This is a genomic window from Pseudactinotalea sp., assembly GCF_048594945.1.
GTDB lineage: Bacteria > Actinomycetota > Actinomycetes > Actinomycetales > Beutenbergiaceae > Pseudactinotalea.
This window is the reverse complement of record NZ_JBMDXJ010000125.1, coordinates 1-26,912: the sequence shown is the minus strand read 5'-3', so window position 1 is coordinate 26,912 and position 26,912 is coordinate 1. Positions and strand designations below refer to the sequence as shown.

Annotated in this window: 32 protein-coding genes; 19 read left to right on the top strand and 13 right to left on the bottom strand. The window is 70.3% G+C overall.

What is annotated here, in order from left to right:
* Positions 1–833: GNAT family N-acetyltransferase (locus ACOJSN_RS05975; protein WP_420111595.1), on the bottom strand; the 833-nt coding region annotated here is incomplete at its 3' end.
* Between the two features lie 54 nt (positions 834–887).
* Positions 888–1,253, bottom strand: coding sequence for a DoxX family protein (locus ACOJSN_RS05970; protein WP_420111594.1), 366 nt, complete (start codon positions 1,251–1,253; stop codon positions 888–890).
* Between the two features lie 135 nt (positions 1,254–1,388).
* On the opposite strand from ACOJSN_RS05970, the gene ACOJSN_RS05965 reads away from it, so the two are divergent.
* Positions 1,389–1,772 carry a winged helix-turn-helix transcriptional regulator gene (locus ACOJSN_RS05965; RefSeq protein ID WP_420111593.1) on the top strand — a complete coding sequence of 128 codons (384 nt, stop codon included), beginning with the start codon at positions 1,389–1,391 and terminating at the stop codon, positions 1,770–1,772.
* A gap of 11 nt (positions 1,773–1,783) precedes the next feature.
* Here ACOJSN_RS05965 and ACOJSN_RS05960 read toward each other — a convergent pair whose 3' ends face one another.
* Together ACOJSN_RS05960 and ACOJSN_RS05955 are read right to left on the bottom strand one after the other, a co-directional pair.
* Positions 1,784–2,806, bottom strand: coding sequence for an aminoglycoside phosphotransferase family protein (locus ACOJSN_RS05960; protein WP_420111592.1), 1,023 nt, complete (start codon positions 2,804–2,806; stop codon positions 1,784–1,786).
* A gap of 154 nt (positions 2,807–2,960) precedes the next feature.
* Positions 2,961–3,872 carry a helix-turn-helix transcriptional regulator gene (locus ACOJSN_RS05955; RefSeq protein WP_420111591.1) on the bottom strand — a complete coding sequence of 304 codons (912 nt, stop codon included), beginning with the start codon at positions 3,870–3,872 and terminating at the stop codon, positions 2,961–2,963.
* Between the two features lie 348 nt (positions 3,873–4,220).
* On the opposite strand from ACOJSN_RS05955, the gene ACOJSN_RS05950 reads away from it, so the two are divergent.
* Positions 4,221–5,207, top strand: a complete 987-nt coding sequence (locus ACOJSN_RS05950; protein WP_420111590.1) for an aldo/keto reductase — start codon at positions 4,221–4,223, stop codon at positions 5,205–5,207.
* An 86-nt stretch (positions 5,208–5,293) separates the two neighbouring features.
* Positions 5,294–6,013 (top strand): AAA family ATPase, encoded by a 720-nt coding sequence (locus ACOJSN_RS05945; RefSeq protein WP_420111589.1) that lies wholly within the window; start codon positions 5,294–5,296, stop codon positions 6,011–6,013.
* Here ACOJSN_RS05945 and ACOJSN_RS05940 read toward each other — a convergent pair.
* A complete protein-coding gene (locus tag ACOJSN_RS05940; protein ID WP_420111588.1) occupies positions 5,980–6,645 on the bottom strand; it encodes a response regulator in 666 nt (221 codons plus the stop codon). The two genes, ACOJSN_RS05945 and ACOJSN_RS05940, sit on opposite strands and share 34 nt — an antisense overlap.
* Positions 6,642–7,775 carry a sensor histidine kinase gene (locus ACOJSN_RS05935; RefSeq protein WP_420111587.1) on the bottom strand — a complete coding sequence of 378 codons (1,134 nt, stop codon included), beginning with the start codon at positions 7,773–7,775 and terminating at the stop codon, positions 6,642–6,644. The genes ACOJSN_RS05940 and ACOJSN_RS05935 overlap by 4 nt, the downstream gene beginning before the upstream one ends.
* A gap of 141 nt (positions 7,776–7,916) precedes the next feature.
* On the opposite strand from ACOJSN_RS05935, the gene ACOJSN_RS05930 reads away from it, so the two are divergent.
* The gene (locus ACOJSN_RS05930; protein WP_420111586.1) at positions 7,917–8,399 is read left to right on the top strand and encodes a hypothetical protein; all 483 of its coding nucleotides are present in this window, start codon (positions 7,917–7,919) and stop codon (positions 8,397–8,399) included.
* Positions 8,396–9,874, top strand: a complete 1,479-nt coding sequence (locus tag ACOJSN_RS05925; RefSeq protein WP_420111585.1) for a multicopper oxidase domain-containing protein — start codon at positions 8,396–8,398, stop codon at positions 9,872–9,874. The genes ACOJSN_RS05930 and ACOJSN_RS05925 overlap by 4 nt, the downstream gene beginning before the upstream one ends.
* 8 nt (positions 9,875–9,882) lie before the next feature.
* Here the strand turns inward: ACOJSN_RS05925 and ACOJSN_RS05920 are convergent, their stop codons facing one another.
* From ACOJSN_RS05920 to ACOJSN_RS05910, 3 genes are all read right to left on the bottom strand, one after another.
* Positions 9,883–10,251 carry a YciI family protein gene (locus tag ACOJSN_RS05920; protein WP_420111584.1) on the bottom strand — a complete coding sequence of 123 codons (369 nt, stop codon included), beginning with the start codon at positions 10,249–10,251 and terminating at the stop codon, positions 9,883–9,885.
* A gap of 93 nt (positions 10,252–10,344) precedes the next feature.
* On the bottom strand, positions 10,345–11,079 hold the full coding sequence (locus ACOJSN_RS05915; RefSeq protein WP_420111583.1) for a class I SAM-dependent methyltransferase: 735 nt from the start codon (positions 11,077–11,079) through the stop codon (positions 10,345–10,347).
* A 24-nt stretch (positions 11,080–11,103) separates the two neighbouring features.
* Entirely contained in the window at positions 11,104–11,877 is a 774-nt protein-coding gene (locus tag ACOJSN_RS05910; protein ID WP_420111582.1) for a DinB family protein, read from the bottom strand.
* Positions 11,878–11,985: 108 nt separating this feature from the next.
* Here ACOJSN_RS05910 and ACOJSN_RS05905 point away from each other — a divergent pair, with 108 nt between their 5' ends.
* From ACOJSN_RS05905 to ACOJSN_RS05895, 3 genes are all read left to right on the top strand, one after another.
* The gene (locus ACOJSN_RS05905) at positions 11,986–12,462 is read left to right on the top strand and encodes a MarR family winged helix-turn-helix transcriptional regulator (RefSeq protein ID WP_420111581.1); all 477 of its coding nucleotides are present in this window, start codon (positions 11,986–11,988) and stop codon (positions 12,460–12,462) included.
* Positions 12,459–13,712, top strand: coding sequence for an MFS transporter (locus ACOJSN_RS05900; protein ID WP_420111580.1), 1,254 nt, complete (start codon positions 12,459–12,461; stop codon positions 13,710–13,712). The genes ACOJSN_RS05905 and ACOJSN_RS05900 overlap by 4 nt, the downstream gene beginning before the upstream one ends.
* Positions 13,713–13,875: 163 nt before the next feature.
* Positions 13,876–14,691, top strand: coding sequence for a hydrolase (locus ACOJSN_RS05895; RefSeq protein WP_420111579.1), 816 nt, complete (start codon positions 13,876–13,878; stop codon positions 14,689–14,691).
* Between the two features lie 27 nt (positions 14,692–14,718).
* Here ACOJSN_RS05895 and ACOJSN_RS05890 read toward each other — a convergent pair whose 3' ends face one another.
* Together ACOJSN_RS05890 and ACOJSN_RS05885 are read right to left on the bottom strand one after the other, a co-directional pair.
* Positions 14,719–15,171, bottom strand: a complete 453-nt coding sequence (locus ACOJSN_RS05890) for a GNAT family N-acetyltransferase (protein WP_420111578.1) — start codon at positions 15,169–15,171, stop codon at positions 14,719–14,721.
* Positions 15,172–15,231: 60 nt separating this feature from the next.
* Positions 15,232–15,954, bottom strand: a complete 723-nt coding sequence (locus ACOJSN_RS05885) for a bleomycin resistance protein (protein WP_420111577.1) — start codon at positions 15,952–15,954, stop codon at positions 15,232–15,234.
* Between the two features lie 46 nt (positions 15,955–16,000).
* On the opposite strand from ACOJSN_RS05885, the gene ACOJSN_RS05880 reads away from it, so the two are divergent.
* A complete protein-coding gene (locus ACOJSN_RS05880) occupies positions 16,001–16,597 on the top strand; it encodes a PadR family transcriptional regulator (RefSeq protein ID WP_420111576.1) in 597 nt (198 codons plus the stop codon).
* A 10-nt stretch (positions 16,598–16,607) separates the two neighbouring features.
* On the opposite strand, the gene ACOJSN_RS05875 is transcribed toward ACOJSN_RS05880, so the two are convergent.
* The gene (locus ACOJSN_RS05875) at positions 16,608–17,102 is read right to left on the bottom strand and encodes a MarR family winged helix-turn-helix transcriptional regulator (protein WP_420111575.1); all 495 of its coding nucleotides are present in this window, start codon (positions 17,100–17,102) and stop codon (positions 16,608–16,610) included.
* A 74-nt stretch (positions 17,103–17,176) separates the two neighbouring features.
* Here ACOJSN_RS05875 and ACOJSN_RS05870 point away from each other — a divergent pair, with 74 nt between their 5' ends.
* From ACOJSN_RS05870 to ACOJSN_RS05860, 3 genes are all read left to right on the top strand, one after another.
* Positions 17,177–17,893: an SDR family NAD(P)-dependent oxidoreductase gene (locus ACOJSN_RS05870; protein ID WP_420111574.1), complete on the top strand. Its 717-nt coding sequence runs from the start codon at positions 17,177–17,179 to the stop codon at positions 17,891–17,893.
* Positions 17,894–17,961: 68 nt separating this feature from the next.
* Positions 17,962–18,273: an RNA-binding S4 domain-containing protein gene (locus tag ACOJSN_RS05865; RefSeq protein ID WP_420111573.1), complete on the top strand. Its 312-nt coding sequence runs from the start codon at positions 17,962–17,964 to the stop codon at positions 18,271–18,273.
* Between the two features lie 111 nt (positions 18,274–18,384).
* The gene (locus ACOJSN_RS05860; protein WP_420111572.1) at positions 18,385–19,620 is read left to right on the top strand and encodes an MFS transporter; all 1,236 of its coding nucleotides are present in this window, start codon (positions 18,385–18,387) and stop codon (positions 19,618–19,620) included.
* A 21-nt stretch (positions 19,621–19,641) separates the two neighbouring features.
* On the opposite strand, the gene ACOJSN_RS05855 is transcribed toward ACOJSN_RS05860, so the two are convergent.
* Positions 19,642–20,163, bottom strand: a complete 522-nt coding sequence (locus ACOJSN_RS05855) for a kinase (protein ID WP_420111571.1) — start codon at positions 20,161–20,163, stop codon at positions 19,642–19,644.
* 140 nt (positions 20,164–20,303) lie between these two features.
* On the opposite strand from ACOJSN_RS05855, the gene pdxY reads away from it, so the two are divergent.
* The 7 genes from pdxY to ACOJSN_RS05820 form a co-directional block, all read left to right on the top strand.
* A complete protein-coding gene (pdxY, locus tag ACOJSN_RS05850) occupies positions 20,304–21,155 on the top strand; it encodes a pyridoxal kinase PdxY (protein WP_420111570.1) in 852 nt (283 codons plus the stop codon).
* Between the two features lie 107 nt (positions 21,156–21,262).
* A complete protein-coding gene (locus ACOJSN_RS05845) occupies positions 21,263–22,138 on the top strand; it encodes a hypothetical protein (protein WP_420111569.1) in 876 nt (291 codons plus the stop codon).
* 61 nt (positions 22,139–22,199) lie between these two features.
* Positions 22,200–22,745, top strand: coding sequence for an AAA family ATPase (locus ACOJSN_RS05840; protein WP_420111568.1), 546 nt, complete (start codon positions 22,200–22,202; stop codon positions 22,743–22,745).
* Positions 22,746–22,863: 118 nt separating this feature from the next.
* On the top strand, positions 22,864–24,264 hold the full coding sequence (locus ACOJSN_RS05835; RefSeq protein WP_420111567.1) for an extracellular solute-binding protein: 1,401 nt from the start codon (positions 22,864–22,866) through the stop codon (positions 24,262–24,264).
* A 1-nt stretch (position 24,265) separates the two neighbouring features.
* Positions 24,266–25,249, top strand: a complete 984-nt coding sequence (locus ACOJSN_RS05830) for a carbohydrate ABC transporter permease (protein ID WP_420111566.1) — start codon at positions 24,266–24,268, stop codon at positions 25,247–25,249.
* Positions 25,250–25,370: 121 nt separating this feature from the next.
* Entirely contained in the window at positions 25,371–26,204 is an 834-nt protein-coding gene (locus ACOJSN_RS05825; protein WP_420111565.1) for a carbohydrate ABC transporter permease, read from the top strand.
* On the top strand, positions 26,204–26,912 hold a 709-nt coding region (locus ACOJSN_RS05820; RefSeq protein ID WP_420111564.1), incomplete at its 3' end, for an ABC transporter ATP-binding protein. The genes ACOJSN_RS05825 and ACOJSN_RS05820, both read left to right, overlap by 1 nt.

Below are 26,912 nucleotides of genomic sequence, written 5' to 3'. Positions count from 1 at the left end.
TGAACCTTGTACCCGGCGGCGAGATAGGTGCGCACGGCGGCCACGCGGGAGGCCTCGGTCGCGACCGTCGCGCTCGAGGCACCCATCTGCCGCAGGGCTGCCGCGGCGGCGAGGCTGATCGCCACGCCATATCGGCGGCCTCGGTGGTCGGCGTGCACCCCGACCGGCTCGAGCAGCCCGGGCCGCCCGGCTCCCGCCGACCAGACGGTGGCGGTGGCCACGGGCGCGCCGTGGGTGTCGTACACGACCAGGCAGCGAGCTTCCGTGAAGGCGGGGCCGGACGCCATCGCGTGCCAGCGCTCGTCCGTGAACCGCTCGCTGCCGAACGCCGAGCGGTGCACGGAGGTGCAGTCGGCGGCGCGGTCTGCACCGATCACCTCGACACGAACCCCTGGGTCCTCGACCGGCTCGGTCAGCGGGCGGTGCAGCGTCGCCCAGGGGTCGTCGGCCACCCAGCCCTGGTCGAACAGGCGCGCCCGGATCGCGGTGCCGAAGCGGGCCTCGACCGCGCCCTTCGACGTGGCGAGCACGCCTCGTTGCGGGTCACTGATGTCGGCGACGACTCGGTCCGCGAGCTGCTCGTCGTCGCCGGCGTCGGGGGCGATACCGAGGCGGACCACGCCCGGACCGTCCAGCAGCCCGATGGCGCGTAGCTGCCCGCTACGGCTCCAGGTGCGCACGCGTTGAGCCACGTCGGTGGCGCCGATCTGCCAGCCCCAGCCCAGGTCGCCGGGGTGCAGCTGGACCGGTCCGCCCTCGACCTGCCACGCAGCGAGCGCGGTCACCGCAGCGGGGAGGTCGTCGACGCCGGGTTGAGAGAGATCGATGGCCATGCCTGCCATCAGAGCATCACGAGCCCCGGGACCGCACCTGGAATCCCCGTCTGCTCAGCCGAGGTGCAGGAATCCGAGGACCGCGGCGGCGACGCTGAGCACCAGCAGCCCGATCGCCGGTGCCGCGCTCTCCTTGCGGCGCACGTGCACCACGATCGCGCCGACCATCGTCACCGCGAGACCGATGGCAGCCACCGGGCTGAGCACAGGAGCGACACCGGTCGCCGCAGGCAGGACCAGCCCGAGTGCGCCGAGGATCTCCACGGCTCCGATGCCCTTCACGGCACCGTCGGAGAAGTCGTCGGTCCAGGCCATGCCGGCCGCCGCCAGGTCCTTCTTGCTACGGAACGCCTTCATCGACCCGGCGCCGAGGAATGCGAGCGCAAGGAGAACGGTGACGACCCAGAACGCAACAGTCACGAGATGCTCCAGTTCAGATCCTTGCACGAGGCGAGCGACGCCGTCGTGCAATAGTTACGATAGGTAAGTAGCCCCATCATGAGTGATCGCGGGGACCGCTGCAAAAGGCACATCCATGTGCCCAGGAGGAGCGAGATGCAGACGCCGAGGAGCCAGTACGAAGGCATGTGCCAGCGCGCTGCCACGGATGGCAAGGCGATCCGCGACGTGCTCGACCGAGTCGGCGACAAGTGGTCGCTGCTCGTGATCGGTACGCTCTCAGGCGGCGCGCTGCGATTCACCGAGCTGCAGCGGCACATCCCGGGCGTCTCGCAGCGGATGCTCACACTCACGCTGCGTCAGCTCGAGCGCGACGGCCTGCTGACCCGGACCGCGTTCGCCGAGGTACCGCCACGCGTGGAGTACGAGCTCACGTCGATCGGCCGCACGCTGATCGAGCCGTCGGTCGCGCTCGCGAGCTGGGCCATCGCGAACCACCCGGACATCGAGATTGCGCGAGCGGCGTACGACGCGCGGTAGCGCAGCGATCCTCACCGACCAGTGCCGGTTGCCGCAGACTGCATGAGGAAGATCTGCTCCAACGCTGCGACATGCTCGGCGCGCTCCTCCGCTGACGCAGCGTCCAGATACCACTCCACGAGGCGGTAGCCGAAGAGCAAGAGGATCAGCTCGACGACGCAGTCGTCCACGACGACCGAGACGTCCACGAACTCGGCGAACCCCGCGTAGTAGGCCGGCACGCAGCGGTGGTAGAGCTCGAGCATGCGCGGGACGTCGGCCTCGTCGGCCAGCAGGCTGGCCAGGTCCTCACCCAGGTAACCCCAACCCGTGGTGTCCCAGTCGAGAAGGACGATCCCGCCGTCGGCGTCGATGAGATTGGCGACCCAGAAGTCGCGGTGGCACAGCACCAGCGGGAGCTGGGAGATCCGCGCGAGCGCGGCGTCGGCGCTGGCGTCGAAGACGGTGACCATGCGGCGCAGGTGCGCGGGGATCTCGGAGTCGGGCGAGCGGACGGCCTCGTGCACGCGAGGCCAGGCGCGATAACGCCGGTAGATGTGCTCGGCGAGATCGGGCGGGCTGAGGTTCGCCATCGTCGGCAGCTGGTCCGGCGGCATGGCGGCCAGGCGTCCCTGCAGGCGGCCGAGGCCTCCGGCGGCGCGGACCAGGGCGTCCGTGCTCAGCTGCCGACCGGAGGTGCCCTCCACGTACTCCATGACCAGATGGATCTCGCCGACCGACTCATCGATCCGGGCGTCGTAGCAGGTGGGCCACCGTAGGTCGGACGCGAAGAGATCGCCCAGACCGGCCGTGACCAGGTCGTGCTCGCGCCGCCAGGAACCGGGGTCGCCGGGCCGTTCCCACCGCCGCTGGACCTTGTGCACCACCCGGAAGGGCACGGCTCCGCCGGCCTTCAGGCGCGCCGCGCCGGTGAGCAGCTGCACCTCACCGAGGGTGCCGCCGTGCAGGCTCCGCGACTCCCACGTGGCATCGACCACCGCTGCACCGACCGCTACGCTGATACCTGGCAGAAGCCACTCGCGGTCGTCGCTCACTCTGCTCCCGGTCGCTGGGGGATCCTCCTGACCCACGCGGATCCGGAGCTGTGCTGGTCGCGATGTTCCCAGAGCGCCACCGCCGACGCACGGCTTTACTCCGGTCGAGTGCCGCGGTACTCCTCGTCGGTGACGTACTCGAGCCAGACCGTGCTCACCGGCGGATCGTCGGCCGCTTCGCAGCGACCTCGCTCGTGAGGGTGGTCGCGGCCCAGGACGCGAGGAGCTTCAGGGCGTCGGCAGAGGGCGTGCTCGGGGCGGCGGTGTAGACGTTCATCTGCAGGCCGGTGTCCGCGGGCAGCATCAGGGCCTCGTAGTCGAGCTCGAGCTTGCCCACGGCCGGGTGGTGGAAGATCTTCGTGCCGGAGCGGTGCAGCCGCACGTCGTGCGAGGCCCACATCCGCCGGAAGTCCTCGCTGCGGGTGGACAGCTCGCCGACCAGGTGGGTGAGGGCCTGGTCGTAGGGGTTGCGGCCGGCCTCGGTGCGCAGGATCGCGACGGCGTCGTGCGCCACCTTCTCCCACCGCTCGCCCCAGTAGTCCGGGGCTGCCGGGTCGAGGAAGTGGAACCGGGCGGTGTTGACCGGCGCGCCCGCAGGCCGCTCGGTGGAGTCGAAGATCGGTGAGTACAGGGCGCGGCCCATCAGGTTGGCGCCGAGGATGTCGAGACGTCCGTTGCGTACGAAGGCGGGCGCATCGAGGGCGTCCAGGATCCGCTGCACCGCCGGGCGCAGGGTGGGTGCCGGGGCACGGCGGGAGCGAGAGCGTGCCGGGCCGGAGGCGTTCGCGGCGCGGGCGAGGTCGAACAGGTGGACCCGCTCCGCCTCGTCGAGCTGCAGCGCCTCCGCGAGCGCCTCCAGGACGCTCTCGGACGCACCGTGCAGGTTCCCTCGCTCGAGCCGCGTGTAGTAGTCGACGCTCACGCCCGCGAGCAGCGCCACCTCCTCGCGGCGCAGCCCGGGCACGCGGCGGTTGGTCCCGCCGTACACCGGGAGGCCGGCGCGCTCAGGGGTGATGCGGGCGCGCCTGCTGGCGAGGAAATCGCGGGTGGCAGCCTTCAGGTCCATGACGATCACGCTACGACTCCGGTGCGTTCCGTGGGAGGTACTGGGATGACCCCGCACCCGCGAGATCGTTGGTTCGGCACCAGATCGTCAGCGCGCGGCAGCGATCTCGCGCCGATGTGACGATCTCGGCGGGAGGGTCTGGCGTAGCGGGTACCAGCAGGGCCTCCCTCGCCGCGCCCGGCGTCCCTATCGTCGACACCGCCGATGCCCACGACGCCGCGATCGACCAGGCGTACCGCGCCACGTACGGCAACGGTTCCGCCCTGCAATCCATCACCAATGCGAGCGTGACAGGGACCACGCTGCGCCTCGACCCTCGCTGACCACCCTTCAACTAGGAGGATCACCATGCACACACGCACACTCGGACAAGACCTTCAGGTATCGGCCATCGGCCTCGGCGCGATGGGGATGTCGCAGTCCTACGGACCCAACCCCGGCAGCAGGGAGGACATGATCGGGGTGCTGCGCGGCGCCGTCGAACGCGGTGTCACGTTCATCGACACCGCCGAGGTGTACGGGCCGTACGTCAACGAGGAGCTGGTCGGCGAGGCGCTCGAGCCGATCCGCGACCAGGTGGTGATCGCCACCAAGTTCGGCTGGAACATCGTGGACGGGACCATGCAGGGTACGGACTCCCGGCCCGAGCAGATCCGCCGGGTGGCGGATGCGTCACTGCAGCGGCTGCGCACCGATCGCCTCGACCTCTTCTACCAGCACCGGGTCGACCCGAACGTGCCGATCGAGGACGTGGCCGGTGCGGTCTCCGAGCTGGTACAGGCCGGCAAGGTGCGGCACTTCGGCCTCTCTGAGGCAGGCGCCGGCACGATCCGGCGCGCGCACGCCGTGCACCCGGTCACCGCGGTGCAGTCCGAGTACTCGCTGTGGACGCGAGACCCCGAGCCGGCGGTGCTGCCCACACTCGCCGAGCTCGGCATCGGGTTCGTCCCGTTCAGCCCGCTCGGCAAGGGATTCCTCACTGGAACCGTGGACACGTCGACGACCTTCAGCGAAGGCGACATCCGCAACCGCGTACCTCGGTTCGAGGCCGACAACCTCGCCGCCAACCAGGCAGTGGTGGGGCACGTGCGTGAGTTGGCTGAGGCCAAGGGCGTCACGCCCGGGCAGATCGCTCTCGCGTGGCTGCTCGCGCAACAGCCGTGGATCGTGCCGATTCCCGGCACGCGGCGCATCGAGCGGGTCGAGGAGAACGCGGCCGCCACCGCTGTCGGGCTCTCGGCGGACGAGGTTGCCGATCTCGACACCCTCACCGAGCGCATCCCCGTGGCCGGCAACCGCTACAACGACGCCGGGATGGCGATGGTGGGCCTGTAGTAGCGGCTTACGGTGTGGATTGGTCGTACCTGGTGCGACCAAATCCACACCGCTGGGCAGATCCACCGCCTGGAAGACTCCAGTGCATGACGGAGCGGCTGATTCTGGTCAACGGCTTGCCGGGCGTGGGCAAGACCACGCTCGCCCGCGACCTCGGCAGTGTGCTCGACGCCGCCGTGATCTCGAAGGACGCGATCAAGGAGTCGGTCGCCGACGCGCTGCAGTTGGGACCAGCCGAGAGCGGAGCCTTGGGCGGTGCCGCGATGGAGATGGCCTGGACGATCGCTGCCGCTGTGCCCGGCACCGTCATCATCGACACCTGGCTCTTCGCGCCGCGTGATCGTCGGTTCGCCGAAGCAGGCATCGAGAAGGTCGCGGCAGCGCACACGGTCGAGCTCTGGTGCACAGCGCCGGTCGACGTGGTGCGGGATCGCTATCGGTCGCGGCGGCGGCACGAGGTGCATCGTGACGCCGACCGGCTCGGCCGTGATTGGGAGATGTGGGCGGCAGCGGCCGAGCCGCTGGGCCTGTGCCCGTCGATCGTCGTTGACACGTCCACTCCGGTCGACGTCGGCGCACTGGCTCGTGACCCCCGCCTCGAACCAGCGGGCGACGGAGCCCGTGCGCCCGGATCGAGGCAACGAGAGCGGATGGCGGCGTTCGGACACGCGCTACGGGATGCTGATCGGGGCTATGGGAACGAGTTCCGATCGTGGGATGAGCTGGCGAGCCACGCGGCCGGTCCGATCGAGCTCCACCGCCGCGAAGCGGCTCACCCGCCCGGGCGCACGAGCCCAGACTCGTAGGCCAGCACGACCAGCTGGGCGCGATCCCGCGAGTGGGTCTTCGCGAGCAGCCTCGACACGTAGGTGCGGGCGGTCGCAGGGCTGATGACGAGCAGCTCGGCGATCGCCGCGTTGTCGAGCCCTTGACCGATCAGCGTGAGCACGTCGCGCTCGCGGTCGGTCAGAGATGCGGCGGTCGGATGGTCGTCCGGATCGGGCGTCGCCCCACCCGCCACCGCAGCCGTGACCACCCGGCGTGTGACAGCGGGAGCCAGCAGTGCACCGCCGTCGGCGATCGTCCGGACGGCGGCCCGAAGCTCGTCGGGGCGCGCGTCCTTCAGGAGGAATCCGGCAGCGCCGGCGCGCAGCGCGTCGAACACGTGATCATCGGTGTCGAACGTGGTGAGCACGAGCACACGGACCGCGGTCAGCGCGGGCTCGGCCACGATGCGGCGGGTCGCCTCGATGCCGTCGATGCCGGGCATCCGGATATCCATCAGCACGACATCGGGCAGCAGCGCACGCACCTGCTCGACGGCGGCCAACCCATCGGCTGCATCACCCACCACCTCGATGTCCTCGGTGCGGGCGAGCAGGGCGCGCAGGCCGGCGCGAATCAGCTCCTGGTCATCGGCGATGAGCAGGCGGATCATGTCGGGATCCTTGCCCACACGCGGAAGCCGGGGGCCTGGTCACGCGCGCCGCTCCGCACCGAACCGCCCACCAGCTCGACACGTTCGGCCATGCCGCGCAGCCCGGTTCCGCTCCCGCCGCGAGGTCCGCTGCCATCGTCATCGACCCGGACCAGCAGCGCGCCCGGTTCGGAGGTGACGCGCACCCACGCGTGGTGGGCATCCGCGTGCCGGAGCACGTTGGTGAGCGCCTCCTGGACCACGCGGTACGCCGTCATCCCGGCCGTGGCCGGCACGGCCGAAAGCTCCACCTCGAGGGTGTAGGTGACGTCGATGCCGGCCTTGCGGGCGCGGTCGACCAGGCCCTCGATCGACTCGACGCCCCCGACAGGGTCCAACGACTCCGGCGTGTCACCGCGCAGCACCTGCACCGTGCCGCGCAGGTCCCGCATCGCCGCACCGCTGGCCTCGTGGATCGCCCGGGTGGCTGCCAGCGCGGGCTCCGGCTCCCCTGCCAGCAACGCCTCCTCGGCGACCGACGCATGCAGCGACACCACCGAGACCGTGTGGCCGAGCACGTCGTGCAGGTCACGTGCGAGGTGCACCCGCTCAGCGGCGAGCCGCTGCGCGGTGCTCTGCTCAGCCTCCCGGCGCACCGCGGCGAGCGTGCGCTCCTGCTCAGCGCGAAGCTCCCGGCGGGTACGCACGGCATCGCCCAGCGCGATGGCTCCACAGAACACGGCGAGCGTGGTCGGTACCTGCAGCCCCATGAGCAGCAACGGGTCCTGGCCGAGCAACACGCGCGAGACGTAGGCGAACGCCGAGACCCCGAACGCCCACACGGTGGCGAGCTTCCATCGCCCGGTCGCCGCCACCGTGTACACCGGCGCAGCCAGTGGCAGCTCGAGGCCGACCGACGGGAACCCCAGCATGTAGTAGCCGAAGATGGTGGCCGTGCACGCGACCATCACGGTTCTCGGCCATCGCCGCCGGAAGAACGTGGCCACAGCGATCACTGCGATCAGGCCGTATCCGAGCGCGTCGAGCGGGCGGTCGTCGCCCGTGGGCTCGCGCCCGAGCGTCGCAAGGAGCAGCACCGCCAGCACGACGCCGGCGATCACGCCATCGACGACGGGCCGGACTCTGGTCATCGCTCGAGCGTAGGGAAATCCCTCCCCCGGCACAGTCACCCGGAGGCGACAACGCTCGCCCCCGACGTCACCCAGGAGCGGTACGCGGGTGCCGACCACGGACCGATGCGCGTCCGAGCTGCCCTCCCTAGCGTCGATCGTGTGACGACGTACCCGCCCAGCCTCGACCCGCGACCACCACGGTCCGCGGTTCCGGGAGGCACGACCGGGACACTCTGGATCCTGCGGGTGACCGCCGCTGTCCAGGGGAGCCTGCTGATCGCGCAGCCGGTGCTCGCCGGGCGGTTCCTCGACGGCGACTTCCCCTCGCTGGCGACACATGGTGGCGTCGGCATCGCGCTGATGCTGCTCGCGTGGCTGGTCGTCGTCGCGGCCTTGCTCGCGTGGCGCCCGGGTCGGCTTCCGGGCTGGCCGGTGCTGGTCTCGCTCGCGTGCGCGATGCTGCTCCCGATCCAGCTGGGCATGGGGCACGCACGGTTCCTCGCGGTGCACCTCGCGCTGGGCGTCACCTTGGTTGCGGCCGGTGTGGTCGTGGCGGCATGGGCCTGGCGGCCCGGTCGTGCGAAGCGCTCGTACCGAGCGCGCGGGCCGCAGATGCACGACGGCGGAGCGGGGCTGCGATGAGCGTGTCCCGTCGGTCGTTCCTCGGCTGGGGCGGTGCGGCAGTCGCGACAGCGGTGCTCGCCGGATGCGGCTCCAACTGGTTCTCGGCAGGCAGCGGCACCGGCTCCCACGGTGCGCTGCTGGCCAGCCGGATCCCCCTGCCCGACCCGTTCCGAGTGCCGTTGCCGATCCCGCCCAACCTGGAGCCGCGCGACGGAACGATCGAGATCGCGGCGCGCCGCTCCGCCGTCGAGATCCTCCCGGGCCGGACCACGGAGATCCTGGGGTACGAGGGCGCGTTCCCGGGGCCGACGATCCGAGCCCGATCGGGCGAGGAGCTGCAGGTGAGGCTGCAGAACGACTCCGAGATCGACACCGTGCTGCACCTTCACGGAGGGAAGACGCCTGCCGAGCACGACGGCTACCCGACCGACCTGCTGGTGCCCGGTGCCGAGCGGACCTACGTGTACCCGCTCGAGCAACGTGCGGCGCCGCTCTGGTACCACGACCACGCGATGGACTTCACAGGGCCGAACGTGTACGCGGGGCTGGCCGGGATGGCGATCGTCGGCTCGGACGACGAGGACGCGCTGGGGCTCCCGACCGGCGATCGGGACCTGCCGTTGGTGATCGCCGATCGTTCGTTCGACGACGACGGTGCCTTCATGTACCCGCTCGCCGATCCGTCCCGTGCGCGTCCCGGCGTGACGATGAGGTACCACGGTGGCGTGCTCGGCGACTGCGTGCTGGTCAACGGCGCACCGTGGCCCGTGCTGGAGGTCGACGCGGCACGGTACAGGTTCCGGATCCTCAACGCCTCGAACGCGCGCCGGTTTCAGCTCTCGCTCGACCACGGTGTGGCCTTCACGCAGGTCGGCACCGACCTCGGGCTGCTCGAGCGGCCGGTGGCGCGGACGTCGATCGCGATGGCCGGCGCCGAACGCGCCGACGTGGTGATCGACTTCTCGGGCGTGCCGGTGGGCACCCGGGTGACGATGACGAACACGCTCGAGCACGGCGGTCCCGGCCAGGTGATGCAGTTTCACGTGGTGCGCGCCGCGGCGTCGGACGACACCCGTGTGCCCGAGGTGCTGTCGACGATCGAGGAGCTCGACCGGGCAGCGGTCGACGTGACGCGGGACCTTCACTTCTCGTTGGGAGCGACAGGGTCGGGTCATCACGGCCGTGCGGACTGGACGGTGAACGGGTTGACGTTCCACGACGGCGATGTGTTCACCTCCCGGCTCGGCACGCTCGAGCGGTGGCGGCTCAGCAGCGATGTGCACCATCCCGTGCACGCGCACCTGCTCGGCTTCCAGGTGGCGGCCCCCGGTGGCGACGGCCTCGCGTGGAAGGACACGATCGACCTCCTCCCCGGGAGCGGGGCGGAGGTGCTGGTGCCGATCGAGGGCTACACCGGCCGGTACGTGCTGCACTGCCACAACCTCGAGCACGAGGACATGATGATGATGGTGAACTTCAGCGTGGTGGCGTAGCTCGCCGGTCAGTCCGGCATCGACTTGATCTCGCGGATCTCATGGGTCCAGCCGCAGCCGACGGCGATCTTGGCCGCCCAGTACTGAGCGGTCGCCTCGTCGGGGACCTTGACCACGGCGAATCCGCCGAGCACCTCGGTGGTCTCGGCGTAGGGGCCATCGACGAGGGTGGCGTTGACGTCGTCGCCCACGGGGACCGCGTGCGAGACCGTGAAGGTGGGGTCGCTCTCCTCGACGAGCCCGCCTGCGTAGATGTAGACGCCCGCCGCCTTCATCTCCTCGGTCACGGCCACCGACGGCTTTACCCGCCCGCGGAACCATTCTTCAGTGTGCTCACCGACCCACTGCTGATTGAAGTAGAGCAGGTACTCCGGCATGGCGCGCTCCTTGCTGTCTGGGCGATCCGGTGATCGCCTCATGCTCACCGATGTGACGCGCGAGCCGAAGCGGAATCGACAGCCGCCTGGTGATCACGTGCGTCGAAGTGCGATCAGCCATGACCGGTAGTGCTCGGTGACGCTGCCGCCGAGGTCGCGCACCGCGAGTGCCGCCTCCTCCACCTCTGCTGCGCTCCAGTCGGAGAACGTGCCGAACAGCAGCCGGATCTGGTGCTCGTCGAGGTCGATCTCCCAGGAGAAGTCGTCGTGGCTGATCGTCTCGAACAAGCCACCACGCGTCAGCGCATCCTCGGTACTCGCTCCGACTTCGAGCCCACGGCGAGAAGGCGCGTGCCGGCGCGCGACGATCTCGGCGACCCTGGCCCGGAACGACGTCACCTCAGCGGTCTCATCGCCGTAGACGTTCCGGAAGACCAGCAGCAGCCCGCCTGGCGCGAGGGCACGGTGCAGGCGCGGGAGCAGCACGTCGAGGTCCATCCAGTGGATCGCCGTCGCCACGACCGCCACGTCGAAGACCGCCTGCCCCAGTTCAGCCGCCTCTGCCGTGGATTCGAGAACCTGGGCTGCCGGGTACCGGGTGCGGATCTGCACTGCCAACTGCTCCCCGGGCTCGACGGCGGTCACGTCGAGCCCGGCCGCCAGCAGCACGCGGGTGGCCTGACCGGACCCGGCGCCGAGATCCACAGCGCGCAGACCCGGGCGCAGCCCACCCAGCTCAGCGATCCGCTGCCACAGCTCCGGCGGATAGGGCGGCCGCGCCTCGTCGTAGCTGGCGGCATGCTGCTCGAAGTGCATGGGGTCGGCCATGGACGAAGGCTACGGTCCGCGGTGCTACTGCTGCCCGCCCTCGGATCCCCGCTCGATGGCGTCCAGGTCGCGCAGCGCGAACCGCAGGTGCTCCCACTCCTCTTCGAGAATCACCTGGAGACACGAGCGCACGGTCTCGGCATGCTCGGGCGCATGCGGGTTCGCGCGCGGCTCGTCGAGGAGCTCCGGTGTGAGCGCGGCGATGTAGTCCCGCACCATCGCGACCCGTTCGGCGCGGACCTCGAGCACGGCGGCATAGGTAGGGGCCTCGGCGCTGAAGGTCGCGGTGTCGTTGCTGTCGCTGCCGTAGGAGGCGTCGGGCTGGCCGATCGGGTGATGGGCGTCGTCGACCTGAAGGATCGCCTGGCGCAGCCAGGTGTCCGTGGCCATCACCAGATGGCGCAAGGTCTGCGCGAACGACCATTCGCCGTCGACCGAGACATCGACGGTGCCCTCCGTCATCGCCGCTGCCCGTACGAGCGCGGCCTCCCACCCTTGCTGGAGCGCCGCCCATGCGGCCGCCAGCCCGGCGGGGTCGCTCGCGTACCGCTCCGCGCGACCGGGGAAACGCCGGTTGAGCTCCGCCTCGACGAACGGCGCCACGTCGACGCCATTGACCAGCAGCGTCCCTCCGCCACCACCCTCGAGGAGCCACGGGGCATCGATGTCGGCGCCGGCGATGTCGACGCCGCGCATGATCACGCCGCTCAGATCCGACCCGCTGAACCGCGCCTCATGCAGGTTCGCGCTCGTGAAGCGCGCACCGCGCAGGTCACCGCTGTACCTCTGCTCCGCCATGACTCGCACTCTGCCACCACGCGCTGACATCGGCCCGCGAACGGCGCAGGCTGATCATGGCGCGCGGTCGAGCTTGCCAGGGTGTCACAGTGCTGTTATAACAGTGCTGTGACTTCTGATCCCACTCGCGACCCCGGCCGCTGGGACACCCTGTTCAGCCTCCTCAAGCAGATGGACAGTGACATCGAGGACCTGTACGTGCGCCGGGGCGTGGAGGGCGTGCGCTCGCGGTTCGTGCGACCGATGATCCGGCTCGCCCACGAGGGGCCGCTGACCATTGCGGCACTCGCCGCCTCGCTGGAAGCGACGCATTCCGCCACCAGCCAGACCGTGCAGGCGATGAAGCGCGCCGGCTTCGCCACCAGCACGCCCGGCACCGACGGCCGGACCCAGGTCGTCAGCCTCACGGAGCAAGGCGCTGACCTCGTCCCGCTGCTGGAGGCAGAGTGGCGGGCCACCGAAGCGGTCGTGGCCGCGCTCGACGACGAGCTCGACGGCGCGGTCACCGCCCTCAGCACGCGCCTCGCGCAGGCGCTCGAGGCCCGCCCGATGGGTCAGCGGCTGGACGAACAACTCGACCCGTGACCCTGCGACGACACCTCACCGACGTCCGCCCGCTGCGCGCCTCGCGCAACTTCCGCGAGATCTGGGCGGCCTCACTCCTCACCGGGCTCGCCGCCCAGATCGCCGCGGTGGCCGCGCTCGCCCAGATCTGGGACCACACCCGCAGCCCGATCTGGACCGGTGCGATCGGGCTCGCGCAGGGCATCCCGCTGCTGCTGCTCGGCGCCGTGGGCGGCAGCCTTGCCGACCGCTACGACCGCCGCACGATCGTCCTCATCAGCACGCTCGGACAGGCTGCCGCAGCCGCGGCGCTGACGCTGCAGGCGGCGCTCGGCAACTCAGGTCCCCTTCCGGTGCTGGCGATCATCGCGGCCGGATCGGCCGCCAACGCCCTCGGCTCCCCAGCACGGCGCACGCTCCCCGTCCGGCTCCTCCCCCGCGACCAGGTGGCCGCGGGCCTCGCCTTGCAGAACATGGCGTTCCAGATCTCGATGCTGGTCGGCCCGGCGATCGGCGGGCTGCTGATCGCCGTCACGCTGCCCGCCGGCTACGCCGCCCAGGCGCTGATGATGCCGCTCGCCCTCGTGGCAGCATTCCGGTTGCCATCCCTGCCCCCCGACCGTACGCCGGGAACGAAGGTCGAGCGTGGCGGCTGGGGCTTCCCGCTGCGGATGCCGGTGCTACGCGGCGCCCTGCTCACCGACCTGGCCACGATGACGCTGTCGATGCCGATCGCGATCTTCCCGATGATCAACGACCTCCGGTTCGACGGCGACCCGCGCACTCTCGGCCTGTTCCTCTCCGCGATCGGTGCCGGTGGGATCGCCGCCGGGCTCGCCTCCGGCTTCGTGACCCGACTGCCCAGCCCCGGTCTGGTGCAGCTGGTGTGCGCGGCGACCTGGGGAGCGGCCCTCGTCGGCTTCGCGTTCGCCCCGCACGCCGCCCTCGCGCTGGCAGCGCTCGCGGTGGCAGGCGCCGCCGACACCGTGGGCGTGGTCACCCGCGGCAGCCTCGTCCAGCTCGTCACGCCCGACGCCTTCCGCGGCCGGGTCAGCGCCGTGGACCACGTCATCGGCGTGGCTGGCCCCGAGGTGGGCAACATGCGAGGTGGCGTGCTCGCGGCGGCACTCGGCGCACCCGCGGCGCTCGCCATCGGGGGCGCGAGCGCCGTGGTCGCCACGATCCTCATCGGCGTGACCCATCGCGATCTGCGCCAGTACCAGTCCACCGACACCACCGAACCGTCCGCCGACATGCAGCCGACCATGTGACCGCGCCGACGTCCCATGCGTTGCAGAAGTGTCCCTCGAGGCGGACTTCGCTCCGCCATGCGCTGCGCGGCGTAGCAGAACCGTCCATCGAGGCCGCTTCCGCCACGACTCGGGAGCACCGTCGGGCATCGACTTTGTCGGACCGAGCCAGCAGACTGACCGGATGAGCTTCTGGATCTGCGCGACCTGCGCCGTCGAGCACGAGGAACGGGTGGAGGTGTGCGCGATCTGCGCCGATGAGCGCCAGTGGGTGCCGGCTCAGGGGCAGATCTGGACGTCGTTGGACGAGCTGGCCGCCAAGGGCACCACGATCGAGATGACCGAGCTCGAGCCCGATCTGGTCGGTGTGACCGCGCAGCAACCAGTCGGGATCGGGCAGCAGAGCAAGCTCGTGCGCACGTCCGCGGGTGCCCTTCTGTGGGACCCGCTCGGTTTCATCGATGACGACGGCGTGGCTCGCCTTCGCGAGCTCGGTGACGTCGCGTACATCGCGGCCTCGCACCCGCACATGTTCGGTGTGCAGGTGGAGTGGAGCCGTGCGCTCGGTGGCGTGCCGATCCTGGTGGCGGAGGCGGACCTGGAATGGGTCGCGCGGCACGACCCGGCGATCCAGGCGTGGTCCGAGGAGGTCGAGATCCTGCCGGGCGTCACCCTCACCCAGCCGGGCGGGCACTTCCCGGGCAGTGCGGTGGCGCACTGGGCAGCCGGCGCGGGCGGTGCGGGGGTGCTGCTGGCCGGCGACACGATCCACTCCAACCCCGACCGCACCTCCGTGGCCTTCATGCGCTCCTACCCGAACCGGATCCCGCTCTCGGGTGCGGTGGTGGAGCGGATCGCCGCGCATGTGGGGCGGTTCGACTTCGATCGGCTCTACAACAACTTCGAGGGCGTGATCCCGGTCGATGCGCGTGCCGTGGTGCAGCGCTCCGCCGCACGTCATGCCGCGTGGGTCCGTGGCGACTTCGACCACCTGACCTGAGCACCGCCGTCGGGCGCGTCTCCGAGCTCAGAGAGCGAGCTTGAAACCCACGTGACTCGGCGTGAAGCCGAGCCGTTCGTAGAAGCGGTGCGCGTCGGCCCGTGTGGCATCCGAGGTGAGTTGCACGAAGCTGCAGCCGTTCCGGCGCGACTCGTCGATCGCCCACTGGATCACCTGTGTTCCGAGACCGCTGCCACGCTCGTCGGCGTGGATGCGGACGGCCTCGATGATCGACCGGGTCGCACCGCGCCGCGACAGCCCCGGAACGATCGTGAGCTGCAGGGTGCCGACCACGCGCGCCTCCCGCACCGCCACGACCAGGTGCTGGTTCGGGTCGTTCGCCAGTCGCTCGAACGCGGCCTGGTAGGGCGTCAGGTCATCGGGCGACTCCCGCGTCGCGCCCAGCGGGTCGTCCGCCAGCATCGCCACGATCGCCTGCAGATCGCCGGCTGTCGCAGGTCGGATGTCAAGATCAGCCACGCCCGACACCCTAAGCGCAACGCCTGAGCGCTTCGCGGCGGTCGCGATGGGCAGCTCACGCTACGCGTGGGTCGGCGAAGACTGGCCCGCCAGGTCGTTCAGTCGTGCCAGGTCGTCGCGGACCGACTCTCGTTCCTCATCGGTGAGCCGCACGGCGGCGGCCCTCGCCAGGGCAGAAGCCACCGTCATCTCGTCCCCGAGCCGCCCCGCGACATCGCCGCGCATGACGAGGAGGCGTACAAGCTGTGCGGGCGTCGGCTGCTCGTCCTCGAGCCCGAGCACCCGATCGATGATCTTCGCCGCGCCGGCCAGGTCCTCCTTGGAATCGGCGAAGAGCGCAGCGTTGTGCAGCGCCCGCGCAAAGGTCTCCTGGGGCGCGGGCCGGTGACGCAGGTCCTCGCTGATGGGCTGGCCGACCCGGATGCAGTTGCCTCCGGGGTCGGTCATCAGGAACTGCCGTACCCCGTATGACATGTCCTTGAGCGGCCCGAGCCGCGGTATGCCGCGGCTCTGAACCTTCCCGTAGGCGGACTTGAGCCCGGTCCGGAACGCCTCGTACAGGCCATCCACGTCATCGGTGAGGACGTAACACGTGCTGTAGGACTCGCTGGGCTCGTACATCCGCATACCGAAGAACTGCAGAACGATGTCGCCGCGCTCGACGACCGCGAACGGATTGGGGCTCTTCTGCAGGAAGGTCACCTCGAAACCGAGCGCCGCATAGAAGTCGGTGACGGGTTGGATGGTTCGGCATGGGAGCAGGGGGATCGTCTTCTCGGCCACGCCAGTACACTAGTCAAAGTTGAATAGAAAGGGAACGCTCGTCGACATGTCCGCCATCCGCCTCCTCGTCCTGGGCGCTGTCCGCCAACGCGGCCGCGCGCACGGCTACCAGGTGCGCAACGACCTGGAGAGTTGGGGCGCGCACGAATGGTCGAGCACGAAGCCCGGCTCGATCTACCACGCCCTCAAGCAGATGGCGAAGCAAGGCCTGCTCCTGGCCCACGAGCTCGCCCCATCTGCGGCAGGCGGTCCGCCGCGCACCGAGTACGAGATCACAGAGCGGGGCAGCGACGAGTTCCTCTCCCTCCTTCGCGACACCCTCGTCTCCCACGACCAGAAGATGGACACCCTCTCGGCGGGCATCGGATTCATCGTCCACCTGCCACGCGACGAGGCGCTGGCTCTGCTGAAGCGTCGGGTCGAGTGGCTCGAGGCGTGGCGCACGAGCGTCACCGACTACTACACCCCCGAGGACGGGCCAGCGCAGCTGGGCCACATCGGCGAGATCATGCACTTCTGGGTGCACTCTGCGGACGCCGGCGCAGAGTGGACCCGAGGCCTGATCGAGCGCATCGAGGAAGGCGCCTACACCTTCGACGGCGAAGGGCAGACGCTCAACGGCGTGCACGCCGAGGAAGCGTGAGCCGCCGGGCTCATTCCTCGTCGCTGCTCTGCGGTCCCACCAACTTCCCCAGCAGCTGCTGGAGCGTCTCGAGGTCATCGTCGGACAGGCGCTCGAGCACCGCGTCGTCGGTTGCGAGCACCCGGTCGACGGTGCGCTCGACGAGCCCGTGCCCGGCCCCGGTGAGCTCGATGAGGACGACTCGGCCCTCGCCGGGGGGATGCCTGCGGACCAGCTGGTCGCGCTCTGCGCGGGTGACGCGTTGGGAGATGGCGCCGGCGCTGACGAGGCTCTGGGCGGCGAGCTCACGCGTCGAGAGCGTGTACGGCGGGCCCGCGCGGCGGAGTGTGCTGAGCAGGTCGAGCGTCGCGGCATCGACGCCCGCCTCGCGAAGGACGCGCTCCCGCTCGCGGCTCAGCAGCCGACCGGCACGCTTGAGGGCGGTCACCACAGGAATCGACCGCACCGACGTCCCGGGCCGCTCGCGGCGCCACGCGGCCGCGATCTCGTCAGCCTCACCGCGCATGCTCACCCTCCTTGTTTAGGTCTGAACGTTCGCGTATGTTTAGCCCTAAACGTATCAGTACGGGAAGGCACATGATGAGGAAGATCCTGGTCACCGGCGGCAGCCGTGGCATCGGCTACGCGATCGCCGACGCATTCATCGGCGACGGCGCCGACGTCACGATCACCGGCAGGGACGGGGATCGGCTGACCGCAGCGGGCGCGCGACTCGGTGCCCGCACCGTCCTCGCCGACGGCACCGATACCGATGCCGTCGAGGCGCTCGCCGCGCACTTCCACGACGGCGTGGACGTGATCGTCAACAACGCCGGCGGCTTCACCGGCGCACCGCCGGCCGCAGCCGCCCCGCTCGCCACACATGCCGATCACTGGACCGCCGGCCTCCGCGCGAACCTCCTGAGCGCGGTGCTCACCGTGACCGCTCTCGACGACGTCCTGCGCGGCGGGGGTTCCGTCATCAGCATCGGTTCGATCGGTGCGGAGTACGCCGCGAACCCGTACTCGACCGCCAAGGCCGCCCTCGCAGCCTGGAACGCGGGCCTCTCGGCTTCCCTGGGCGCGCGTGACATCACGGCCAACGTCGTCGCGCCCGGGTTCATCGACGGCACGGACCTCTTCGGCGGTGGGATGACCGCGGAGCGCCGCGCCGCACTCATCGAACGCACCCACGTCAAGCGAGTCGGGCAGGTCGCGGACGTCGCAGCGCTGGTCCACTTCCTCGCGTCGGATCGTGCGCGGCACATCACCGGACAGACACTGCACGTCAACGGCGGCGCCCACACGACGCGGTAGCCGCTGCGACGCTCAGACCGCTGCTGGCAGCACTGAGGAGCGTCGCTGCAAGGTCTACCCTTGACGGGATGTCGAACGAGTCCGAGGTCGCGATCCGCGACTCCTCGATCCGCCTCGGCCAGCTGCTCAAGCTGGCCGGCCTCGTCGACGACGGCGGCATGGCTCGCATCGTCATCGCTGGCGGCGAGGTGACCGTCGACGGCGAGGTCGAGACCCGCCGCGGCGCCCAGATCCGCTCGGGCCAGGTGGTCCGATTCGCGGACCAGGCGGTTCGTGTCAGCGGTCCGGCCGCGTCCGCGACCGGTGAACCGGGTCCCACCTCCACGCCCGCCGCGTCCGCCACCGGTGAACCAGGTCCCACCTCCACGCCGGACCGGTGACTCCGGTCCGACCGGGCGGCTTCCGGTGGGACCACGCTCACCGTTCCGGCCCTCGGGCTCAGCCAGTGACGCGGCCCTGCACGGCGCTCGACGGCGTGGTATGCCTGCCAGGTGACCTCACCCCGACCTGAGACACCCGGGCGGCAACCCGCCGCCGTCGGGCTGATCCTGCTCGGGGTCGTGCTGCTCGCGTTCAACCTCCGCCCGGCTGCGGTGTCCGTGGGGCCGCTGCTGGCGGAGATCCGCGGCGCCGTGGGCCTGTCCTCGGCCGCCGCGGGCGTGCTGACGTCGCTGCCCGTGCTGGCGTTCTCGGGCTTCGGGGCGCTGACGCCCCGCCTGGCTCGGCTCCTGGGCCTGCACAGGACCACACTGCTGGCGGTCGTCGCGGTCACGGTCGGACTGCTGGGGCGTGTGCTGGTGCCGGTGCCGCTCCCGTTCCTGCTGTTCTCGGCGCTCGCGCTGGCGGGCATGGCTGCGGCGAACGTGCTGCTGCCCTCGCTGATCAAGTTGCACTTCCCGAAGCGGCTGGGACGCGTCACCGCGATCTACACCACCGCGATGGCGATCGGCCTCACCGGGGCGCTGCTGCTCACCGTCCCGGTCGCCGAAGCGCTCTCCTCGTGGCGGTGGGGACTGGGCGTGTGGGCGGTGCTCGGTCTGATCGCCGCGATCCCCTGGCTCCGCCTCGCGGGTCAGGACCGGGGCCGGACCGTGGCGACCGGGCCGCGCGCGATCTCGGTCTCGCAGGTCGCGCGGACGCGCCTCGGCCTCGCGATGGCCTTGTTCTTCGGACTGCAGTCGATGCAGGCCTACATCGCGTTCGGCTGGTATCCGCAGCTGTGGCGGGACGCGGGCTACTCCCCGGCGGCGGCCTCTGCCCTGGTGGCGCTGCTGGCCGGGGTATCGATCCCGCTGTCCTTCGTGATCCCCGGGCTGGCCGCGCGCCGTGACGACCAACGGGCGGTGGGGTTCGCGCTGCTCGCCTGCTACCCGGTGGGCTTCGTGGTGCTGCTGATCGACCCCTACCTGTTCGCGATCCCGGCCGCGCTGCTGCTCGGCACCGGTGGTTGCGTGTTCCCGCTCGCCCTCACGCTGCTCGGGCTGCGAGCCCGGACGGCGGAGGGCACCGCCTCGCTGTCCTCGTTCGTCCAGGCGGGTGGGTACCTGCTCGCGGGACTCGGACCGTTCGGGTTCGGTTGGCTGCACAACGTGACCGGCGGCTGGCAGGTGCCGTTGATCGTGCTGCTGGTGCTCGTGGCGCCCCTCGCCCTGCTGATGAGCTACATCGGCAGGCCCGCGCTGATCGAGGACCAGATCAGCACGCCGCCGCCAGAATCAGCTCGCTGAGAGCGGCTGGAGCCAACCTGCTCAGGCGCCCCATCCGACGTCGTCGAGGACGGTGCGAAGCGCCGCCTCGGTCGAGACCCCGGCGTCGAAGACGGCCTCGTCCAGCTCCGCGATCGGGTCGCTGGGCCGGTACCACGAGGCGACCATCTCCTCGCTCACCTCCGCCGCCAGGGGTTTGGTGCGGTGTCGACGCAAGGTCTCGGGCAAGGTGAGGTCGTAGCGGTAGCACCGCGTGACGCCGCGATGGTCGTGCCTGAGCTCGGCCAGCATGGCACCGTAGCTCTCGGAGTGCAGGATTCCCTCGACGACGACGTGCAGCCCGTTCTCGAGCGCGAACCGCGCCGTGAGATCCAGGAACGGCACGCTGAGCGCGCCCGGATGATCACGCACATGCAGGATCTGGCGCCGAAGCACGTCGTGAGCGACGATGGCCACGCCGCGCGGTCGCGCCTCGCGAATCGCCTGCGCAAGGACCGACTTGCCGCTCCCCGAGTTGCCGCGCACGACGATCAGCCGCGAGTCCGGCCGACCCACCTCACCCATGCCTGTGTGCCCCCTCGATGCCTCGACCCGGTGAGCGACACGGTAGCGGGACGGCCCACGAGAGCGGCCGCTCGGTCGGGCCAGCGCCGCTGATCCCGCGCCGAGGCGGATCGGGCGCGGCGACCAGGCAGGATGTACGGGTGAAGATCCTCTCGATCCAGTCATCGGTCGCGTACGGCCACGTGGGCAACTCCGCGGCAGTGTTCCCGCTGCAGCGGCTCGGCCACGAGGTCTGGCCCGTGTTCACGGTGGTCTTCTCCAACCACACCGGCTACGGCGCGTGGCGTGGCCCCATGCTGGCGCCGGACGACGTCCGCGGCATCGTCACCGGCATCGAAGAACGAGGCGCGCTCGGGCAGGTCGACGCCGTGCTCTCCGGGTACCTCGGCGGCGAGGGCATCGTGGACGTGGTGGTCGACGCCGTTCAGCGTGTGAAGGCCGCCAACCCCGAGGCGACCTACACGTGCGACCCCGTGATGGGGAACGCCAAGTCCGGCTGCTTCGTGGCCGACACCATCCCGCCGCTGATCCGCGAGCGCGTCATCCCGCACGCCGACATCATCACGCCGAACCAGTTCGAGCTCGGGTTCCTCACCCGCACCGAACCGGACAGCCTGGAGAGCACGCTCGCATCCGTGGACGCAGCACGCGAGATGGGTCCGCGGACGGTGCTGGTCACCAGCGTCGAGCGACCGGACCGCCCCGAGGGCACGATCGAGATGCTGGCGGTCGACGACGGCGGAGCCTGGCTCGTGCAGACCCCGTACCTGCCGTTCAAGGCCAACGGGTCGGGCGACGTCACCAGCGCCCTGTTCACGGCGCACTACCGCACCACTGGTTCCGCGGCCCAAGCGCTGGCGGCAACCACCTCGAGTGTGTTCGACCTGCTCGAGACCACGCTCGACTCCGGTGAGCGCGAGCTCCAGCTCGTCGAGTCGCAGGAGTTCTACGCCCACCCGCGGATGCAGTTCGAGGTGCAGCAGGTCCGCTGACGCGCCGGCACCTGGGCACGGGTACCCCTGACCCCGGCGCTGGCGCGTGGCGCGGCCCGTGCGCCATTAGGTTCGAGGGCGACCTGCACCCGACCGAGGACCTCGGCATGACGACGAACCCACCGCCCGGCCCGGCAACCCCGTATGGCGGGGGCGGTCCTGCGTACGGTTCGGCGCCGGTACCGGGCAGCGGCGGCTACGACCCCTATGGGGACCCCGCGGCGTTCGGCCAACCGACAGCACCCGGCGGGAACTACCCAGGGCCCGGTCAAGGACCGGGTTACCCACCGCCGTCGGGCCCTCGCCGTTCGCGGGCCGGGGTGATCGCGGGCTCGATCGCCATGATCGTGGTGGTGGCGGGGCTCGCGCTGGTCGGGTGGTTCGTCTGGCCGGGGTGGGGGCAGAGCGCGGATCCAACCACCGATGACCCGGAGACCACCGCCACCAGCACGCCCGACCCGACCACGGATCCGACCATGGATCCGACGACCGACCCGACCACGGATCCCACGACCGACCCCACAAGCGACCCGACCGACGACGACCAGCAGCAGGGGACCGCTGCCGGCGGCGAGATCGATGCCGACGGCCGTATGCAGGGCCCGGGCTACTCCTACGCCGTCCCGGCCGGCTGGGATCTCGCCGAGGACTCCGGCGAGTCGGACGACGGCACGATCGAGAACGGCGCCGGCAGCGACATCACCGTGTGGGACCTCGGGCAGAGCATGGACTACTGCCTCGTGGACGTCGAGGCCCTGCAGATCTGGGTGCCGGGAACCATCGAGTCGCTTCCCGACCGGGACGTCGGCGGCTTGCCGGCGATCGGGAACTCCCTGACCGGCGACGACGGTGACTACTACGAGCTGTACTGCGTGGAGATCGGCGGCACCGCGTTCGAGATCAGCCTCAAGACCACCACGGCGGACCGCAGCACCGTGCAACCGGAGTTCGTGAGCGTGCTCGACAGCTGGGAGTGGGCGTGAATCCTCTGGCTCACATCATCGAGGCACCGATAGCGTCGCGACGACAGTTCGGAGGCACGTCGTGAGCATCATTCTGGTGACCGGGATCCAGGCAGTGGGGAAGTCGACCATCGCGCAGGCGCTGGCCGAGCGGCTGGACCGCTCGGTGCACGTCCGCGGCGACACGTTCAGGCGGATGGTCGTCAACGGCCGCGAAGAGATGGGGGCCGCGGTGCCCTCTCCGGAGGCGGTGCGGCAACTCGAGCTGCGCTACCAGCTTGCCGCGACCGTGGCCGACGGGTACGCGGACGCAGGCTTCACGGTGGTGCTGCAGGACATCATCCTGGGACAGCACCTCACCCAGGTGGCGACCACGATCCGGACGCGGCCGCTGTCCGTGGTGGTGCTCGCACCTCGACCGGAGGTCGTGGCACGGCGCGACGCCGATCGGCAGCAGGCCCGCGGAAAGGTCGCCTACCGGGATGGTGAGGAGTCCATCGCGGACCTCGACGCCTACCTGCGCGAGCACACACCTCGTATCGGACTCTGGCTGGACACCTCCGAGCAGACCGTCGACGAGAGCGTGGCGGAGATCCTCGCCCGCGGCGATGAAGCCCTGTTCACCTGAGCGCCACCCGCGCGTTCCGGCGCTGGGCTAGTGTGAGGATGTCGTGACAAACGCCCGCGCATGGTGACCGGCCCGACCCGGCACAGCTGCGTGGACGATCCGTGTTCGAGGAGGAACCATGGCCACCCGCAGGCGAGTCCTGACCACCGCGGTCGCAACCGTCGCCGCCGTCAGCCTCCTGGCTGCATGCAGCTCGGGCGATGACGGCGGTGGCGATGGCGGCGCCGTCACCTTGACGATCACCGCGAACGCGATCTCTGGCGGCAAGAACGCCGCCGAGGCCGACTGGATCCACGACTGGGTGATCCCGCAGTTCGAGGCCGCGCAGGCCGAGGCGGGCAACGACGTCACGGTCGAGTTCCTCGAGGAGGGCGTCGACGACGAGGACTACAAGACCAAGATCGCGCTCGACCTGCAGTCCGGCGAGGGCGCCGACGTCATCGGCATCGACGGCATCTGGGTCGGCGAGTTCGCCGAGGCCGGCTACATCGCCCCACTGAACCAGGTCGGCGGTGACGCCGTCGACAGCTGGGAGGGCTGGGACCAGATGTCCGACGCCGTCCAGTCGGCGATGTCGTTCGAGGACCAGCGCTACGGCGTCCCGCAGGGCGCCGACGGCCGCGTCCTGTACTACAACAAGGAGCTGTTCGCCCAGGCCGGGCTCCCCGAGGACTGGCAGCCGACCAGCTGGGACGAGGTGCTCGAGGCGGCACGCTCGTTGTCCGCCCTCGACGGCGTGGTGCCGATCCAGCTCAACGCCGGCACCGCGATGGGCGAGGCCACCACGATGCAGGGCCTGCTTCCCGTGCTGGCCGGCACCGGCCAGGAGGTCTACTCCGACGGGGCCTGGAACGGCGACACGCAGGGACTGCGCGACGCGCTCGGCCTCTACGCCACGATCTACGGCGAGGGCCTCGGAGACCCGATCCTGCAGCAGGAGTCCGCGGGCCGCGACAACTCGTTCGCGCAGTTCGCAGCCGGTGAGATCGGCATCCTGCTCGAGGGCGACTACTTCTGGCGCTCGGTGATCAACCCCGACGAGAGCGTCGGCACCGCGCCGATGGCCAACCGCGACGAGGTCGTGGGCTACGCGCTCATCCCCGCGCAGACGCCGGGGAGCGGCGTGGGGGGCAGTGACTTCGTCTCGATGGGCGGCGGCACGGGCCGCGTGCTCAACCCGAACTCGGACAACGCCGAGCTCGCCTGGGAGCTGCTCGCATTCATGAACTCGGCGGAGGCCTACACCGAGCGCGTGGCCGGCACGGTCTCGATCACCCCGCGTGACGACGTGAACGCCGAGGTCCTCGCCAGCGACCCGATGCTCACCTTCGTGAGCGAGAACGTCCTCCCGATCAACAGCTACCGGCCGGGTCTCGCGGCGTACCCACAGGTGTCGGTGGCGCTGCAGGAGGCCACGGCCGCGGTCGTGGACGGCACCTCGCCCGATGACGCGGCGGCTGCGTTCGAGCAGTCGCTGATCGGCATCGTGGGCGAGGAGAACGTGGCATCGGAGGGCTGAGTTGACGGCCACCTCGGCCTCCGCGGCCGGGGGCGGTTCCCCGCACCGCAGGCGGCGCCTCCGGCGTGGAGCGGCCGACGACGTCGCTGGTCTCGGCCTGCTCGGTGCCGGTGCGTTCGTCGCACCCGCGCTCGCACTGATCGGCCTGTTCCTGGTGTTCCCCGCGCTGTGGACCATCTACCTGGGCATGACCGACTACCGGCTCACCGGGCTGCAGGCGGTCAACCCCAGCTTCGTGGGGCTGGACAACTACCAGCGGGTTCTCGGCGACGCGGCGTTCTGGCGCTCACTGCGCCTGACCCTGGTGTTCGTGCTGCTCTCGGGCATCATCGGCCAGTCGCTGCTCGGGTTCGCGATCGCGTGGGCGCTGCGGCGACTCACCGGCTGGATGAAGTCGGTCATCGAGACGCTGGTGCTCGCGGCGTGGGTGATCCCCGCCTCGGTCTCCTCGTTCCTGTGGATCGCGCTGCTGGACCGCCGGGGCGGCACCCTCAACGAGATTCTCGGCACCCAGGGCACCGCCTGGCTGATCGAGCACCCGATGGCCGCGATCATCATCTTCAACATCTGGGTGGGCACCGCGTTCTCGATGCTGCTGTTCTCCTCGGCCCTTGCCGCCGTGCCGCCCTCACAGCTGGAGAGCGCGCGCATGGCCGGCGCCGGCGGCTGGCAGCAGCTGCGCGATGTCGTGATCCCGAACATCCGCGGGCACATCCTCACCAACACGCTGCTCATCACGCTGTGGACGTTCAACACGTTCACGCCGTACATGGTCACCGCCGGTGGGCCGAACGGCGCCTCGGAGATCCTCGCGGTGTACATCTACAACACGGCGATCCCAGGCGGCCAGCTCGGCGTCGGCGCGGCGATCTCGCTGATCATGCTGCTCATCAACCTGGTGATCGCACTCGGGTACCTGCGCGTGGGGCGTGCCCGGCAGGCGAAGCCCGCTGAGGCAACGGCAGCAGAGGTGGCATCCTCGTGAGCGCGCGCACCTCGAGATCGTGCATGCGGTGCGAGATCGTCACTGCGCGGGGACGATCTCACGCCGAAGTGACGATCTCGTCCATCCCGGGGGTAGACCAGTGAGCGGGACGGCGGCTCAAGTGGCGCGCACGCCACGCGTGCAGCACTTCGTCTCGCGCGTGCTGGCAGTGATCGGACTGGCGCTGGTGGTCGTCTTCTTCGGGCTGCCGCTGCTGTGGCTGGCGACCGCGCCGTTCGACTCGGTGCCCACACTGGCGGTCTCGTGGCCGGAGTGGACGCTGTCCAACTTCGCTGCGATCGCGGACAACCGTTACGCGATCGGATCGTTCGTGAACTCGGCGATCATCGGGCTGGGGACCTGCGCCGTCGTCCTCATCCTGGGGGCTTTCGCCTCCTACGCGCTCTCACGCGTCCGCATCCCCGGGCGCGACGGACTCCTCTACGCGCTGCTGCTGCTGTCCTCGATCGTGACCGGCACGGCGGCGATGGTGCCCACGTTCCAGCTCGTCAACATGATCGGGCTGATCGACACCCACCTCGCCGTGGTGCTCGTGATCTCCGGCGGCACGCTGCCCACCGTGATCTTCATCCTCAAGGACTTCATGGACTCGATCCCGAAGTCGTACGAGGAGTCGGCGCGGTTGTACGGGGCGAAACCGTGGCAGATCCTGCGCGACGTGGTGGTGCCGATCGCACGGCCCGGGCTCGCGTTCGTGGCGGTGTGGACGCTGGTGCAGGTGTGGGGCAACTTCCTCGTGCCGTACCTGCTGATCCGCCGCACCCAGCAGCAGCCCGCGGCTGTGCTGATGTACACGTTCTACACCGAGTCGGGGCAGGTGGACCTGCGGCTGCTCTCGGCGTTCGCGCTGATCTTCTCCGTCCCGATCATCATCATGTACTTCCTCGTCAACCGCCGGTACGGATTCCGGTTCCACGGAGGGATCAAGAGCTGATGGCGTCCATCACCACCCGCGCGCTGGTCAAGGAGTACCCGGGCGGGGTACGAGGGGTCGACGGCGTCGACGTCACCATCGCCGACGGCGAGTTCTTCGCGCTGCTGGGCCCCTCGGGCTGCGGCAAGACCACGCTGCTGCGCTCGATCGCCGGGCTCGAGGCGATCACCGAGGGCAGCCTGATGATCGGCGACCGAGACGTGACGCGGCTGGAGCCCGGACAACGCAACGTGGCGATGGTGTTCCAGGACTACGCGCTGTTCCCGCACATGGACGTGGCCGACAACATCGCCTACCCGCTCAAGATCCGGCGCCAAGGGCGGTCGGCGCGACGCGGGGTGGCGTCCGAGGTCGGCGACGGGCTGTCACTGACCGGGCTGATGGAACGGCGGCCGGGCCAGCTCTCGGGCGGGCAGCAGCAGCGCGTGGCGCTGGCCCGTGCGGTGGCGACCCGGCCGGACGTGCTGCTGCTCGACGAGCCGCTGTCCAACCTCGATGCCCGGCTGCGGCTCGAGGCGCGCACATTCCTCAAGGAGCTGCAACGTGAGCTCGGCGTCACCACGGTGTTCGTCACTCACGACCAGGCCGAGGCGTTGGCGCTGGCCGACCGGATCGCGGTCATGAGCGCAGGGAAGCTGATCCAGGTCGGCAGCCCGCGGGAGGTTTTCGCCAAGCCCGCGACCACGTTCGTGGCCGGCTTCATCGGCT